Origin of the sequence: Venatorbacter sp. C2-1, from assembly GCF_022832715.1 — a bacterium.
GTDB classification, from domain to species: domain Bacteria; phylum Pseudomonadota; class Gammaproteobacteria; order Pseudomonadales; family Oceanobacteraceae; genus Venatoribacter; species Venatoribacter alkanivorans.
Window position 1 is genome coordinate 2,675,101 of record NZ_CP094879.1, and the last position, 15,847, is coordinate 2,690,947.

16 protein-coding genes and 1 tRNA gene are annotated in these 15,847 nt (G+C 54.4%); 4 read left to right on the forward strand and 13 right to left on the reverse strand.

The genetic code is table 11. The features are described from left to right. Positions 1-14: 14 nt before the first annotated feature. The 3 genes from MT343_RS11915 to MT343_RS11925 form a co-directional block, all read right to left on the reverse strand. On the reverse strand, positions 15-314 hold the full coding sequence (locus MT343_RS11915; protein WP_145470304.1) for a hypothetical protein: 300 nt from the start codon (positions 312-314) through the stop codon (positions 15-17). A 113-nt stretch (positions 315-427) separates the two neighbouring features. Next, positions 428-934, reverse strand: a complete 507-nt coding sequence (locus tag MT343_RS11920) for a hypothetical protein (RefSeq protein WP_145470302.1) — start codon at positions 932-934, stop codon at positions 428-430. Beyond that, entirely contained in the window at positions 931-2,307 is a 1,377-nt protein-coding gene (locus MT343_RS11925; protein WP_145470300.1) for an APC family permease, read from the reverse strand. The genes MT343_RS11920 and MT343_RS11925 overlap by 4 nt, the downstream gene beginning before the upstream one ends. 204 nt (positions 2,308-2,511) lie before the next feature. Between MT343_RS11925 and MT343_RS11930 the strand changes: the two genes are divergently transcribed. The 4 genes from MT343_RS11930 to MT343_RS11945 are packed head-to-tail and all read left to right on the forward strand — an operon-like array spanning position 2,512 to position 6,867. Further along, a complete protein-coding gene (locus MT343_RS11930; protein ID WP_145470298.1) occupies positions 2,512-3,681 on the forward strand; it encodes an efflux RND transporter periplasmic adaptor subunit in 1,170 nt (389 codons plus the stop codon). Beyond that, positions 3,678-4,448 carry an ABC transporter ATP-binding protein gene (locus MT343_RS11935; protein WP_230331457.1) on the forward strand — a complete coding sequence of 257 codons (771 nt, stop codon included), beginning with the start codon at positions 3,678-3,680 and terminating at the stop codon, positions 4,446-4,448. Before MT343_RS11930 ends, MT343_RS11935 begins: the two co-directional genes overlap by 4 nt. After that, positions 4,445-5,662: an ABC transporter permease gene (locus tag MT343_RS11940; RefSeq protein WP_222428599.1), complete on the forward strand. Its 1,218-nt coding sequence runs from the start codon at positions 4,445-4,447 to the stop codon at positions 5,660-5,662. Before MT343_RS11935 ends, MT343_RS11940 begins: the two co-directional genes overlap by 4 nt. A gap of 8 nt (positions 5,663-5,670) precedes the next feature. Continuing rightward, positions 5,671-6,867, forward strand: a complete 1,197-nt coding sequence (locus MT343_RS11945) for an ABC transporter permease (RefSeq protein ID WP_145470296.1) — start codon at positions 5,671-5,673, stop codon at positions 6,865-6,867. 101 nt (positions 6,868-6,968) lie between these two features. Here MT343_RS11945 and MT343_RS11950 read toward each other — a convergent pair. The 10 genes from MT343_RS11950 to MT343_RS11995 form a co-directional block, all read right to left on the reverse strand. Beyond that, a tRNA-Pro gene (locus tag MT343_RS11950) sits at positions 6,969-7,045 on the reverse strand. 107 nt (positions 7,046-7,152) lie between these two features. Next, positions 7,153-7,521, reverse strand: a complete 369-nt coding sequence (locus tag MT343_RS11955; RefSeq protein WP_145470294.1) for a MerR family transcriptional regulator — start codon at positions 7,519-7,521, stop codon at positions 7,153-7,155. Further along, positions 7,499-7,804, reverse strand: coding sequence for an integration host factor subunit alpha (ihfA, locus tag MT343_RS11960; protein WP_015487305.1), 306 nt, complete (start codon positions 7,802-7,804; stop codon positions 7,499-7,501). Before ihfA ends, MT343_RS11955 begins: the two co-directional genes overlap by 23 nt. 1 nt (position 7,805) lies before the next feature. Further along, complete coding sequence (pheT, locus tag MT343_RS11965; RefSeq protein WP_145470292.1) at positions 7,806-10,214, reverse strand: phenylalanine--tRNA ligase subunit beta; 2,409 nt, start codon at positions 10,212-10,214, stop codon at positions 7,806-7,808. Between the two features lie 26 nt (positions 10,215-10,240). Next, the gene (gene pheS / locus MT343_RS11970) at positions 10,241-11,245 is read right to left on the reverse strand and encodes a phenylalanine--tRNA ligase subunit alpha (RefSeq protein WP_145470290.1); all 1,005 of its coding nucleotides are present in this window, start codon (positions 11,243-11,245) and stop codon (positions 10,241-10,243) included. A 139-nt stretch (positions 11,246-11,384) separates the two neighbouring features. Next, positions 11,385-11,738, reverse strand: coding sequence for a 50S ribosomal protein L20 (gene rplT / locus MT343_RS11975; RefSeq protein ID WP_145470288.1), 354 nt, complete (start codon positions 11,736-11,738; stop codon positions 11,385-11,387). A gap of 21 nt (positions 11,739-11,759) precedes the next feature. Further along, positions 11,760-11,954: a 50S ribosomal protein L35 gene (gene rpmI, locus MT343_RS11980; RefSeq protein ID WP_145470287.1), complete on the reverse strand. Its 195-nt coding sequence runs from the start codon at positions 11,952-11,954 to the stop codon at positions 11,760-11,762. A gap of 130 nt (positions 11,955-12,084) precedes the next feature. Beyond that, a complete protein-coding gene (gene infC, locus MT343_RS11985) occupies positions 12,085-12,633 on the reverse strand; it encodes a translation initiation factor IF-3 (protein ID WP_145470286.1) in 549 nt (182 codons plus the stop codon). Continuing rightward, positions 12,630-14,561 (reverse strand): threonine--tRNA ligase, encoded by a 1,932-nt coding sequence (thrS, locus tag MT343_RS11990; protein ID WP_145470285.1) that lies wholly within the window; start codon positions 14,559-14,561, stop codon positions 12,630-12,632. The genes infC and thrS overlap by 4 nt, the downstream gene beginning before the upstream one ends. Positions 14,562-14,676: 115 nt before the next feature. Beyond that, a complete protein-coding gene (locus tag MT343_RS11995; protein ID WP_145470284.1) occupies positions 14,677-15,672 on the reverse strand; it encodes an AraC family transcriptional regulator in 996 nt (331 codons plus the stop codon). Positions 15,673-15,847: the final 175 nt, after the last annotated feature.

Sequence of the window (15,847 nt, forward strand, 5' to 3'; positions counted from 1 at the left end):
AATTGGTCCGGCAGTTATCTTTGCAGGGCACCTTCAAGCCACACCTGATACCGTTCTTTTGCCCTGTCAGTAACCCGAATGGTTTTACCGGCAACCCATGCCGGGCTGTATCTGCGGTTCAGTATGGCAATATTGATTGTCTCGCCCTGATCCGAGGTACAGCCATCGCCGCCCATACAGCGCAGATTCCGCAGCCAGCGCTTGTCCTGAAAGTAATATGAATGCCCGTTACGGGTGAGCTTCACAAGATCAATCAGCACTTCGCCGTTTCCCGGTTCAATATAGGCTAACAGCTCGCGGGTTTTATGCCTCATTTTATTTCCAGAGTAACAATTCGATAAAACATCGAGATTCCCCGATTTCGTTACGTCTCACTCATTCCATAACACTCAGTCCATAACAAGAAAGACCGGTAAGTATTTACTTACTACAGGCGTCGAAACTGAACAATCAATAATCCCAGCGACATAACAACAATAAGCAGTACCGCATAAGGAGCCAGAGCAGAATCCGCTTTCCATGCAGCTTCGACCTCTTCATAGGAACGAATCATTTGATCTCCTGCCCTGAATTCATAGCAGCGCCGGTTAGATTCATAGTCGGCGCTCATAAAATTTGACGCACGCTCGCACAGTGCGGTGATGGTCTGCCCTCTGAGTTTCAGCAACTCAGCATAAACCTTGCCGCTGTTACCGGCCTTATCCGGGTAGAGGTAGCTGTTGTTATCGCCTGAGAAAGAAAGGATAAGCTCGTGGCTTCCTTTTACATACTTTGAATTATTGATAACACTAAGCGCACCTTCTTTTTCTTCCAGCTCGAATTTATCCGGTAAGCCGCTATTAGGATGATCAGGCGAGGCAAAATAAATCCACAAAACACTGATCATAAATGTCAATGGAAAGAACATAGCCAGTATGCGCTGGTTAACTCTCATTCTGCTTTACCTCCGGCCTGCCTGTCCGCCGTATAACCTCGCACCGCATTAACCCGCGCAAATACCAGCGCGCCCAGAGTCAGGATGGCGTACAGCACCAGCATAAAGATCAGTTGTTCAGGGTTTTCGGTGTATTCAAAATGCAGAATCAGGCCGCCACCGATAGCCAGACCAATAATGGATAACAGGGTAATAAACAGCGATGAGTCGGTCAGCTTACGGATACGGAAGTTGGCGATGGCCATTAACAATGACACCAGTAAAAAGGTAACGCTGCCGAATTCGAGTATTACTTTTAAGCCACCGGCCAGAATCAGCGCCATCGCCAATACCGCCATCATGGCGATGGCCGCCACCGGTATATTATTGCTGCGTTTTTCCAGATTTTTAGGGAAAAAGCAATCACCGGCAATTACCGCCACCTGGCGTGAGGCTCCGAATAAGGTGCCGTTAATGGCACTGCTGGTTGCCAGTACCGCCCCCAGTACCACAATATCGGCGCCGATATGGCCGAGTATTTTTCCTGCTCCGGCGGCCAGTGCGTATTCTTCGTTGGCGATAATATCGGCGGCGGGAATGGCGAGAATGGCGGCCACAGCGATTACCACGTACAAAATGATGGCAATGGCGATGGCGCTGTAAATCGCACGCGGAATATTTTTATCGGGGTTTTCCATGTCTTTTACCGCATTAATCACCAGCTGAAAGCCTTCGTAAGCCACAAAGGTAACGGCCGCAACGGTAAGAATATTGAGCCAGGAGAATTCAATCTCCGGATGCACAAGCAGTTCAGTCAGACTGCTTTCGCGGTGCAGCAGTAAAATCACGGCAATCAGCAGCAATAAAGCCAGTTTGCTGTACACCATAATGTCTTCGATTTTACCCATGCCGCGCACACTCCAGACATTAACCAGAGTAAAGAGCGCAATCACCCCACAAGCCACGGCTTTACGCAGATCGTCATTACCAGCAAAGCCGGTGCCGCTTAAGGCATAGGAAGAAAAGGTGTAGGCATAGGAAGAAAAGGTGTAGGCATAGAGGGCAATGGTGCTGATATAACCGAAAATCACATACCAGCCAATCAGAGCGGCGGCCAGTGGCGAGTTGGGAAAGGTACGTTTAAAAAAGCCATAGGTCGCGCCTTCATCGCGGTAGTACACGCCCAGTTTTACGTAAGAATAAGCGGCCAGCGCGGCGATTATACCGCCGGCCATAATCGCCAGAGGCGTATAGGGGCCGATCAGGGCAACGGAAATACCGAGAATAGTAAAAATGCCACCCCCCACCATGCCGCCCAGAGCAATGGCGATCAGCTCAGGGAGCCCCAGCGCTTTGCCTTGGCTGCGTACGCTGAACCAGTGGGGTAATTTCATAGGGGCTCCGGGCGGAATATCGGTGATAAATAATAACGGTAACAATGAGCATGACAGGGCGTGAACCCAAGCTGAACTGACGGTGCCCGATAAAAAAGGAATTGTGTTGCAGCAGCACGAATAATCCTATGACTTATATCACTGGGCAAGCATATGAAAAAGCTCTAAGGTAACTCCTCAGCTGCCGCAACAGGACGTTATACCGTGAAAAAACTGCTGATATCCGCTGGCGTTCTTGCCGCTTTAATTGCTGCTTTTATGCTGCGCCCGGCCAAACCCATTGAAGTACGCATGAGCCAGGCCGCTCCGGGGCTGGTCGAAGCACTGGTGTCCAATACCCGCTCCGGCACGATTAAGGCCTGTCAGCGCTCGCGCCTGTCTCTGGCGCTGGGCGGCCAGGTGAATCATTTATACGTTGATCAGGGCGATAAAGTCGAAGCCGGTGCGTTATTGCTGGAATTATGGAACGACGATTTAAAAGCCGCGCTGGAGCAAAGTAAGGCGCAGGTGCGCATGGCGGAATTAAATAAAGCCTCCGCCTGTCGCCAGGCTCAGGCCGATGAGCGCGAAGTAAAACGCCAGCGTGAATTATTCAAAAAGCAGCTGGCCTCGGCCGAACAGCTCGACCGGGTAGAAACCAGTGCCGAAATTACCCGTTTAAGCTGCCAGCAGAATGAAGCCCAGGTGCAGAATGCCAAAGCCAGCGTGGCGGTGCAGCAGGCACGTTTGGCGCAGACACAATTGCGCGCGCCGTTCGCCGGTATTGTTGCCGAAGTGAATGGCGAAGTCGGCGAATACGCCACCCCTTCTCCGCCAGGTGTTGCCACACCACCCGCCATTGATCTGATCGACGAGCGCTGCCTGTATGTGCGCGCACCGATCGACGAGGTGGACGCCTCAGTCATCCGCGTCGGTATGGATGCACGGGTTACGCTCGATGCCTTCCGCGATCAGGCCTTTACCGGCAAGGTCAGCCGCATTGCCCCTTACGTGGAAGATAAAGAAAAGCAGGCACGCACCGTGAATGTGGATGTCACCTTAAATGCCCTGCCCGACGATGTGCAGCTGCTGGTTGGTTACAGCGCCGATATTGAAGTGATTACCGCCGCCAGTGAACAGACCCTGCGTATTCCCAGCGAAGCGTTGCTGGAAGGTAATCATGTGCTGACCCTGGCCGCTGACGGTAAAACCCTGCAGAAAAAAGCGCTGACCCTGGGCCTGAGTAACTGGACCTGGACCGAAGTAAAAGAAGGCCTGGAAGCTGACCAGCCGGTATTGTTATCGCTCGATAATCCGGCGGCGGTCGATGGTGCCGAAGTGCGTGTATTAAATGAGATGGATGCGCTGCACACTGACAAGGCTGCCAAGCCATGAAAGAGGCTGCCATGAAAGCGGCTGGCATAAATCCCGCAGCCGATGCCCTGATCCGCGTGCAGGGGGTGAATAAAACCTTCCTGCTTGGTGATGAGCCGGTACACGCGCTGAATAATATTGGCCTGAGCATTCAGGCCGGTGAGTATTTATCGGTGATGGGGCCATCCGGTTCCGGTAAATCCACCCTGCTGAATATGCTCGGCCTGCTGGATGTACCGGATAACGGTCAGTACTGGCTGAACGGTGCCGATACCGTGCCCATGAGTGAAGAACAGCGCGCAGTTTATCGCCGCAGTCATATCGGCTTTGTTTTTCAGTCGTACCATTTAATTCCGCGTTTAAGTGCCAGCGAAAATATCGAGCTGCCGTTAATTCTGGCCGGTATTGCTCCGGCAGAACGCAAACGCCGGCTGGCACCGGTGATTGAACGTCTGGGCCTTGGCAGCCGCGCCGGACATTTACCCAATCAGTTATCCGGCGGCCAGCGTCAGCGGGTGGCCATTGGCCGCGCCATTATTATGAAACCGCGCCTGCTGCTCGCCGATGAGCCAACCGGTAACCTCGACAGCCAGTCCGGTGCCGAAGTCGTGCAACTGCTGGAAGAGCTGAATGCCGACGGCATTACCTTAATTGTGGTTACCCATGACGCCGATCTGGGCCGCCGCGCCAGCCGCCGTATCCGCATGGTGGATGGCGTGATCGTAAGCGATGACCGCACGTCTTCTTCAGACGCTCAAAGCCGTACAGATCAGAGCGACGCGCCATGATCCGCACCCGCGACCAGCTTAATTTCAGCATCCGCGCCCTGCTGCGCCAGCGTTTCCGCACGCTGATGCAGCTGATTGCGATGTCGATTGGTGTGCTCGCGGTAGTGCTGTTAACCGGCCTCGGTGAAGGCGCGCGCCAGTATGTGCTGGGCGAGTTTTCGGTACTGGGAAAAGATATTCTGATTATGCTGCCGGGGCGCAAAGAAACCTCCGGCGGCATGCCCCCCATGACCGGCGAAGGCACCCGCGATATTACCCTGCAGGATGCCCAGAGCCTGCTGCGCCTGCCCGAAGTAGAGCGCATTGCGCCCCTGGTGGTCGGTAATGCCGAAATCTCACGCGGCGCACGCAGCCGTGAAACTCTGGTGCTGGGCACCAACAATGCTTTCTTTGATATCCGCCATATTCAGCTGGCGCGCGGCCAGATTCTGCCCGACCTGCCCCTCGATCAGCCGAGCCCGGTCTGTGTTATCGGCACCACATTAAAACAGGAACTGTTTGCTGCCGAACCGGCACTTGGCCAGTGGGTTGGCATCGACACTTACCGCTGCCGGGTGATTGGTATTCTGGCCGATACCGGCACCGGCCTCGGCATGAACATGAGCGAAGCGCTGATCATGCCCGTGGCCAGCAGCATGCAGCTGTTTAATACCGAAGGCGTGTTCCGGGTGATGATTGATGTGCGCTCGGCGATGGGCATGGGCGTGTTAAGCCGCCAGATCGAAGACATTATGCGCGAGCGCCATGACGGCCAGCTCGACGTCACCCTGATTACTCCCGACTCCCTGCTTAAAGCCTTCGACAGTATTCTCTCGGTGCTGACCTTTGCCATTGCCGGTATCGGCGCCATCAGCCTGTTTGTCGCCGGCGTACTGATTATGAATATGACGTTAATTACCGTATCGCAGCGCACCGCCGAAATCGGTTTACTGAAAGCACTGGGGGCGTCCAGCCGCGAAGTACGCCAGCTGTTCGTGACCGAAGCGGTGATGCTGTCGCTGTTTGGCGCCCTGCTTGGCACCCTGCTGGCAGAAATTCTGTTATGGCTGGTACGCATGCAGTATCCGGAGATTCCCTTTGCCGCACCGCTCTGGGCAACGGCCGCCGCGGGCGCTATTGCCGTAGGCTGCGGCTTTCTGTTTTCCTGGATTCCCGCCAGCCGCGCCGCTCATATGGCACCGGTAACCGCCCTGCAACATCAGAACGGCAAATAGGAGGCCCAATGCACAGTGCTGACTGGTTACATCTGGTGTTTTCCTCAGTGCGTTACAACCCGCTGAAAAGCCTGCTCACCGCGTTGGGCATCGCCATCGGTATTGCCGCCGTGACCCTGCTGACCTCGCTGGGCGAAGGCGTACGCATGTATGTGATGGATAACTTCTCGCAGTTCGGCACCCGCATTATTGCCGTCAGCCCGGGTAAGAACGACACCTCGGGTATGGGCGGAGTACTCAACTCGGTACGCCTGCTGACCATGGAAGATTACCGCAGCCTGATTAACCTGCCCTACGCCGAGCACGTGGTCGCCAGCGTGCAGGGCACCGGCCCGATTGAGTTTGGCGAGCGGGTACGCAACACCGATATTTATGGCACCACACCCAGCATGGTGCAGGCCTGGGATTTTCCGCTGGCCAGTGGGCGTTTTCTGCCCGAAGCTCAGGGCGGTAATTCGCGCGCCTTTGTCGTGCTTGGCCATAAGGTCTGGCAGGAATTGTTTAAAGGCAGCAATGCGCTGGGGCAGTTTATCCGCGTTGGTGGTCAGCGCTTCCGCGTGATTGGTGTGATGAAACCCAAAGGCAGCATGCTCGGCTTCGACCTCGACGATATGGTCTACATTCCCGCCGACCGCGCGCTCACGCTGTTTAACCGCGAAGGATTAATGGAAGTGGACGTGGTGTTCTCCGCCGCCACCACCTCAGAAAATATGCGCGAAATTGTGCGCAAACGGCTGATTGAGCGCCACGGCCAGGAAGACTTTACCATCGTCACCCAGGACGAAATGCTGGAAAGCCTGAACAGCATTCTGTCGGTGCTGACCATGGGCGTTGCCGCGCTCGGCTCCATCTCATTACTGGTCGGCGGTGTCGGCATTTTCACCATCATGACCACCAACGTACGCGAGCGCACGCCCGAAATTGGCCTGCTGCGCGCCATTGGCATTTCCCGCCGGCAACTGCTCAGCCTGTTTCTTGGCGAAGCCGTTTTATTATCGGTTATCGGTGCCCTCGCCGGCATGTTTGGCGCCCTCGCCCTGCTCGCCATTACCGGCCTGCTGATGCCGGACTTCCCGATACAACCCAGCCCGCTGTACCTGATGATTTCCCTGATTTTTTCCGCCCTGATTGGCTTAATGGCCGGCATGGGCCCGGCGTGGCAGGCAGCTAAATTAAGTCCGATTGAGGCGCTGAGGGATGAATAAAAGCGGGATAAAAAAGATTTATTATTAAGCGCTGTTCAGTGCAATAAAAACAAAAAAGGCCAATCATCGCTGACTGGCCTTTTTACAGGAATTCTGAAAATTGGTCGGGACGGCGGGATTCGAACTCGCGACCCCTTGCACCCCATGCAAGTGCGCTACCAGGCTGCGCTACGCCCCGACACATGTTCAGAAACGAGCTTAAAAGCCGCTTACGAACGCGCTCAAGTATACTTAAGCCACTGAAAAGTTAAAGATTTTTTTAGAATGCAAGCCGGTACGGGAGGCTCAGGAATGGCTGTCCGGGGTAAGTAAATCGGCCAGTTCTTTAAGCTCGGCAATCATGTTTTTGATGAGCGCCTGATCCATCGCCACGGCATTGGATTCACCCTCTTCGCTCAAACGCTGGCGGGCACCACCGATGGTGTAGCCTTCGTGATAGAGCAAAGCGCGGATTTCACGTACAAGAATCACATCCTGACGCTGGTAATAACGGCGGTTGCCACGGCGTTTCACCGGGCTGAGTTGCGGAAATTCCTGTTCCCAGTAACGCAGAACATGAGGCTTCACGTCGCACAATTCGCTCACTTCACCGATGGTGAAATAGCGTTTGGCGGGAATGGGGGGGAGTTCGTTATTGTGGCTGGGTTCCAGCATATGCCTCTACCCGAACCTTAAGTTTTTGCCCCGGTTTAAAGGTCACAACACGACGGGCGGAGATAGGGATTTCTTCGCCTGTTTTTGGATTGCGACCCGGCCGTTGACGCTTATCACGCAGGTCGAAGTTGCCGAAACCCGACAACTTCACCTGCTCATTACGGCTTAAGCTATCGCGGATCTCATCAAAAAAGAGATCCACCATATCTTTCGCCTCGCGCTTGTTGAGACCAAGATCTTCGAACAGTTTTTCTGCCAGTTCTGCTTTGGTCAAAGCGGTCATGCTAACCCCTTAGCGTTGCTCCCAGACTCTCTTCAAGATGAGCCAGTACTGATGAAACAGAATCGTTCACTTCTTCATCAGTTAATGTGCGCGAAGGATGCTGCCAGGTCAACCCCAAAGCCAGACTTTTTCTATCTGGATCAATGCCTTTGCCGACATACACATCAAACAGGTTGAGCTTTGTCAGGTAATCCCCTGCTTTCGCACGGATTGCCTGTAAAACCTGATCAACCTGTACATCCTGAGCAACCACCAGAGCCAGATCGCGGCGCATTTCCGGGAACTTCGACAGTTCGGAGAAATCCGGAATCGCAATCTCACGCACAGCTGCCAGATCCAGCTGCACCAGATACAGCGCCTGCTTAACGCCCAAAGGCTTCTTCAGGCTCGGATGCAGCGCACCCATTACGCCAACTTCCTGCCACTGACCGTCCGCGTCGAGCTTTTCGATGCGTGCAGTCTGGCCCGGATGCAGTGCCGGATGGTTTGCCGCAACAAAACGGTAGCGGCTCAGCTGACCGGTACGTGCCAGCAGGGATTCGACATCGCCTTTGGCATCAAAGAAATCGACGCCGGCATCGGTATCAGCCCAGGACTGCGGCAGACGGTTACCAGTCAGCGCAAAGGCCAGTGTCGGAATCTGATCCAGCTGGCCATCGGCCTGTGGCACAAAGCGCAGACCGGTTTCGAACAGACGTACACGCGGCTGCTGACGCTTGAGGTTGTAGCTGACCGCCTGTACCAGACCGGCGAGCAGATCGGTACGCATTACTGACATTTCTGCCGAAATCGGGTTCAGCAGTGCAATCGGTGCATGTTCAGGATCCATGGACTTCTGCAGCTGAGGTTCAACAAAGCTGTAGGTAATGGCTTCCTGATAACCGCGCGCCACCAGATGACGACGCAGATCACCCATACTCAGGCGGTTTTCAGCCACGCGCGCCAGCGGCGAGGCCGCACTTGGCAGACGCACCGGCAGACGCTCGTAACCATAGATACGGGCCAGTTCTTCGATCAGGTCAGATTCAATCGCCATATCGAAGCGGTAGCTTGGCGCAACCACATCCCAGCCATCGTCGGTTGCGGTCAACTGCATACCCAGACGGGTGAGGATATCTTCAATCTCGCTATCGGCCAGTTTCAGGCCAAGAATCAGCTCGGCACGGGCACGACGCAGATGAATGGTCGGCGCTTTTGGCAGATGCGCTTCACTCGCCACTTCCACCACAGGGCCTGGCTGACCACCGCAGATCTCCTGCAGCAGTGCTGTCGCACGCTCCATGGCTTTGGCCGCCAGGTTGTAATCGACACCACGCTCAAAGCGGTGGGAAGAATCGGTATGCAGGCCATAGTTACGGGCGCGGCCGGCAATCGCCAGCGGCGCGAAGAAGGCCGCTTCGAGCAGCAGATCCTGCGTATCGTCCGCCACACCAGAATGCTCACCACCCATAATGCCGGCAATGGCCAGCGGTTTGGCGTGGTCGGCAATCACCAGGGTATCGGCGTTCAGTTCAACGTCCTGACCATCGAGCAGCGTCAGTTTTTCGCCCTGCTCTGCCATACGCACACGAATACCACCTTCAATCTGCTTCAGATCAAAAGCGTGCATCGGCTGACCCAGCTCCAGCATCACGTAGTTGGTAACATCAACCACCGGATCAATGGAGCGGATACCGCCACGACGCAGTTTTTCCACCATCCACAAAGGGGTAACGGCTTTTACGTTGACGCCTTTGACGATACGGCCCAGATAACGCGGGCACTGCTCGGCTGCCGAGACTTCGATGGCAGGTTTGTCATCGATAGCAGGCGCGACAGCGTTAACGACCAGCTCGGTCAGATCGGCTTTGTTCAGTACGCCCACTTCACGCGCCAGACCGGCCATGCTCAGACAGTCAGCGCGGTTCGGGGTCAGATCCACTTCGATGATGGCATCATCGAGGTTCATGTATTCGCGGAAATCGGCGCCAACCGGCGCGTCTTCCGGTAATTCCATCAGACCATCGGAGCTTTCGGCCATACCCAGCTCGGCTTCGGCACACAACATGCCGAAAGATTCGACACCGCGCAGTTTGGCTTTTTTGATTTTAAAGTCGCCGGGACCATCTTTTAAGGGCAAGAGGGCGCCGATTTTTGCCAGCGGGATCTTCAGGCCGGTACGGACGTTCGCCGCACCACACACAATCTGGAAGGTTTCATTGCCATCGGTCACCTGACACAGGCTGAGCTTGTCGGCATCCGGGTGTTGTTCACGGCTGACCACCTGGCCCACCACAACGCCGGAGAACATACCGGCAACGGCTTCTACGCCGTCAACTTCGAGGCCTGCCATCGTTACCTGGGCGGCCAGTTCTTCAGTGCTGACAGCCGGCTGCACCCACTCGCGTAACCATTGTTCGCTGAATTTCATGTTGTACTAAATCCTGTAATAAGCGATTAACGGAACTGCTGCAGGAAGCGCAGATCATTTTCGAAGAACAGACGCAGGTCGTTAACGCCGTAACGCAGCATCGCCATACGCTCCATTCCCATACCAAAGGCAAAGCCGGTGTACTCTTCCGGATCGATGCCTACATGGCGGAACACCTCCGGGTGCACCATGCCGCAGCCGCCAATTTCCAGCCAGCGTGTTTTGGTGCCTTCCGGGGTTTCAATCACCCATTCAATGTCGATTTCCGCAGAGGGTTCGGTAAACGGGAAATACGACGGACGCAGGCGCACCTTGATGTCTTTTTCAAAGAAGGCGGCCATAAATTCCTGCAGAATGCCTTTCAGGTCGGCGAAGCTGACGCCCTTATCAACCAATAACCCTTCCATCTGGTGGAACATCGGGGAGTGGGTCTGATCGTAATCGCAGCGGTAAACACGGCCCGGGCAGATAATACGCAGCGGTGGTTGCTGGGCTTCCATGGTGCGCACCTGTACCGGCGAGGTGTGGGTACGCAGCAGACGTCCGGCGTCAAAATAAAAGGTGTCGTGCATAGCACGCGCCGGATGGTGCGACGGAATATTCAGCGCTTCGAAGTTATGGAATTCGTCTTCGATTTCCGGACCTTCCATCACCTGGAAGCCGGCACCGGCAAAAAAGGATTCGATACGTTCGATGGTGCGGGTAACAGGATGCAGACTGCCTTCCTGCATTGCTCTGCCCGGCAGAGTAATGTCGATGGTTTCAGCGGCCAGCTTGGCATCCAGAGCGGCACTTTCCAGCAGTTGTTTACGCTGGCTGATTGCATTCTCAACCTGGTCTTTGGCTTCGTTGATGATCGCACCCATTTTCGGACGATCTTCCGGCGCCACGCTGCCAAGGTTTTTCATCAGGGAAGTGATTTCCCCTTTTTTGCCCAGAAATTGAACCCGTACCTGATCCAGCGCCGCTACATCTTGCGCTTCACTTACGGCGGCCAGGGCTTGCTGTGTCAGGGCCTCAAGGTTTTCCATCGTTGCTATCCATCAATTGACGTCAGATTGACAAAAAAATAGGGGAATCACCTAGATTACCTAAGCTCATCCCCTATTTCGCAGGCGTTGGTCAGAGCTTACACACTGACCATTACCGTTTTCCGGCTAAGCGGTGAAATTACAGGCTGGACTTGGCTTTTTCAACCAGAGCCGCAAACGCTGCTTTTTCGTTAACCGCCAGATCAGCCAGTACTTTACGGTCAATTTCAACAGCGGCTTTTTTCAGGCCGTTGATGAACTTGCTGTAAGACAGACCGTTAGTACGTGCACCGGCGTTGATACGCGCGATCCACAGCTGACGGAACTGACGCTTACGCTGACGACGGTCGCGGTAAGCATACTGACCAGCTTTGATCACAGCTTGTTTAGCTACACGGAATACACGGCTACGCGCACCGTAATAACCTTTAGCCTGCTTCAGAATTTTCTTGTGACGACGACGAGCGATCACACCACGTTTTACACGAGCCATAGTTTATCTCCTGAATACCGATTAAAGATTAGGCAGCATGCGTGCTACCAGCTTAACGTCAGAGGCGTGAACCTGAGACATACCGCGCAGATGACGCTTACGCTTGGTGCTCTTTTTGGTCAGGATGTGACTACGGAACGCACAACGGTGTTTGAAGCCGTTCGCGGTCTTCTTGAAGCGCTTGGCTGCGCCGCTCTTAGTTTTGATTTTAGGCATTGTGTTACTCCAAAAGGTTATGGTGCATACAGAAACTAAGACCCTGTATAACACCTGCCATAATGAGCAGTCGGTAGAACGCATAAACCCGGCACTGAGCCGGGGTTATGTGATTCATTTAGGAACCAGACTACTTCTTCTTACCCGGGGCGATGACCATCACCATTTGACGGCCTTCCATTTTCGGGTGTTGTTCCACAGTGCCGAGTTCCTTCAGGTCCTCTTCAATGCGTTTCATCAACTCCATCCCGATATGCTGGTGAGCCATCTCACGACCGCGGAAGCGCAGAGACACTTTCGCTTTATCACCACCCTCAAGGAAACGTGTCAGATTACGTAATTTAATCTGATAATCACCTTCTTCAGTGCCCGGACGGAACTTCATTTCCTTAATCTGGACCTGATGCTGGCGTTTTTTGGCTTCGGCTTTTTGCTTCTTCTCTTCGTAAAGCTTCTTACCGAAGTCCATCACCTTACATACGATCGGATCGCCATCTGAAATCTGTACCAGATCCAGGGCTGCTTCTTCCGCCATACGCAAAGCGTCTTCAATACTGACGATACCAACCTGGCTTCCATCGGCGCCGATCAAACGTACCTCGGTTGCACGAATTTGATCGTTAATGGCAGCTCGATTGTCTTGACGGCCGCCCTTTCTGTTATCGCGTCTGATGATCAGTTCTCCATTCCAAACCGTCCGCGCTGTGCAATGCTGCCTTCTAAGAGTTCTATAAAGGCATCGATGCTCATTACACCCAGGTCTTCACCTTTACGGGTACGCACAGCGACGGTGTTTGCTTCTACTTCTTTATCCCCTACAACCAACAGGTAGGGTACCTTGTGCAAAGTGTGCTCGCGGATTTTAAAGCCGATCTTCTCGTTTCTCAAGTCCGCAACGGCCCGGAAGCCTTTTGATTTCAGGTTTTGGGCCAGATTCTGACAATATTCACCCTGATTGTCGGTGATATTGAGAACCGATACCTGCTGCGGTGCCAGCCATGGCGGCATCGCACCCGCATAGTGCTCGATCAGAATTCCGATAAAGCGTTCGAAAGAGCCCAGAATCGCCCGGTGCAGCATCACTGGTGTTTTACGCTCGCCGTCTTCATCGACGTACTGAGCACCAAGACGCTCCGGCAGCATGAAATCGAGCTGCACAGTACCACACTGCCAGACGCGGTTTAAGCAATCACGCAGTGAGAATTCAATTTTGGGGCCATAGAAGGCACCTTCACCCGGCTGCAGCTCCCATTCCAGACCCGCATCGTTGAGCGCGTCTTCCAGTGCCGCTTCGGCCTGATCCCACAGTGCATCATCACCGATACGGCCTTCCGGACGGGTGGACAGCTTCATCTCAACCGCATCGAAGCCGAAGTCTTTGTACACGGCCAGAGTCAGCTTGATGAAGTCAGAGGCTTCCTGACGGATCTGCTTTTCTGACACAAAGATGTGCGCATCGTCCTGGGTAAAGCCGCGCACGCGCATAATGCCATGCAGTGCACCGGACGGCTCGTTACGGTGACAGGAACCGAATTCCGCCAGACGCAGCGGCAGATCGCGGTAGCTCTTCAGCCCCTGATTGAACACCTGAATATGACACGGGCAGTTCATCGGCTTAACCGCGTAAGTACGCTTCTCGGACTCAGTGGTGAACATGGCATCGCCATAGTGTTCCCAGTGGCCGGATTTTTCCCACAGCGAACGGTCAACGACCTGCGGTGTTTTGATTTCCTGATAGCCGGCATCCTGCTGCACTTTGCGCATGTACTGTTCCAGTACCTGCCACATAGTCCAGCCATTCGGGTGCCAGAACACCATACCCGGCGCTTCTTCCTGCAGGTGGAACAGGTCCAGCTGCTTGGCCAGCTTACGGTGATCGCGTTTTTCCGCTTCTTCGATACGGGTGATGTAGGCCTTCAGATCTTTTTTGTCGTTCCAGGCAGTACCGTAAATACGCTGCAGCTGTTTGTTCTGCGAGTCACCACGCCAGTAAGCACCGGAAACACGCATCAGCTTAAATACACGCATAACACGGGTATTCGGCACGTGCGGGCCACGACACATGTCGATGTATTCTTCGTGATGATACAGACCAACGGCCTCTTCACCTTTCTGAATCAGGTCGTCAATCAGCTCAACTTTGTAGTCTTCGCCACGGTCAACGAAAACACGACGCGCTTCTTTAATCGGCGTCATTTTCTTGATGACTTCGTAGTCTTTCTTGATCAGCTCACCAACACGTTTTTCGATGGCGGTTACGTCTTCCGGAGTAAAAGGACGTTCAAACTCGATGTCGTAATAAAAGCCGTTATCGATAACAGGACCGATTGCCATTTTTGCTGTTGGGTACAGCTGCTTTACCGCATGTCCGACCAGGTGCGCAAAGGAGTGACGGATAACTTCCAGACCTTCTTCATCGCGACCGGTGATCAGCGTGATATTCGCGTCTTCGGTGATCAGTTCACAGGCGTCCACCAGCTGGCCATTAATACGGCCACACACCGTTGCTTTTGCCAGGCCAGGGCCAATGTCTTCGGCCACCTGCAGCAGTGTTACCGGCTGGGCAAATTCGCGTTTGGAACCATCAGGAAGGGTAATAACAGGCATATCAGATCCTTGTCAGTGGTGGCCCCCACGACAGGCCACATGAATAAAAAAAGAGGACGTACTCTACAGACCACGCCGCGCGCTGTAAACCGCGGGTTTTATTACGCCGGTAACCTCAGCTCCGGTGCAGCCACTGGCGCGGCGATAATCCGCTTTCACGCTTAAACGCCCGGCTGAAGGCACTCTGTTCGGAATAGCCCAGCAGTAATGCAATTTCGCTGTGGGTCAGGCGGCCTTCACTCAGATATTCTTTCGCCAGCTGCATGCGCGTTTGCGCCAGCACCTCTTTAAAGGTCAGCTGATGCTCTTCCAGACGACGGAATAATGTGCGCTCGGAAAGATGCAGTAAACGGGCAACTGTACGCGAGGTTGGTTCGCCACTCTGTAAGGCTTTCAGCAGCACCGTACGCAGACTCTGCACAAAGCTTTCGCTCTGCGGCAGCACATCCATTAATGCCTGGGCCTGCTGCTCCAGCAATTGCTTTAAGCCGGCATTGTGGTTATTGACCGGCAGCGCCAGATATTCCGGCCGGATCAGAATGGCGGTTTGCGCCTGCTGAAACAGCACCTCACAGCCCAGCGTCTGGCGATAAGGTTTGGTATCGGCCGGCTCGGCAAACGAAAAATGCACCGCCTGCGGGCTTAAATTGGCTCGCGCTGTCATCTGACGGATAAAGGTGAGCATACCCACCACCAGCACCTCATCCGACAAGCGCGACGACGGGCCGTAGTCGGTACTCCAGCTCAGACGCAGACAACCATCCTGCAGGCTGGCCGTTGCCCGGTCGCCATCGTGCAGCAGCCGCTGATAACGCTGAAACCCCTGCAGAGCGTCAGCCACCGTTTCACTCGACAGCAACAGATAACCCAGCACGCCGACAAACTCCGGCCGCACCAGCAAACCCAGCTCCAGGCCGATATGACGCTGCGGATAACGCTGCTGCAAACGCTCAAGCAGCTCCCACCACTGGCTGAAGCTGATGCGACTGTCGGCGGTAAAGCCCTGCAGATAGGCATACAGGTCGCAGCGGGTATCGCCCCCCTGCTCAAGAAAACAGCGCGCCAGACCTGCCAGATCACCACTGACCTGCAGCTGCGCCAGCATTGTCATACCTGTTTCTCCATCGGCTCAATTTCTCCATCAGCTCAGCGATTCATACGCACAACAGACGCCGCATCGCCCCCGCAAGATGGCAGGGATTGTCAAAATAAAGACAGTAAATGTCAATTCAGTATTCCAGCCAAGCCCTAAAGTAGAGGCCTAAAACAATAATAAGGAGTCACGC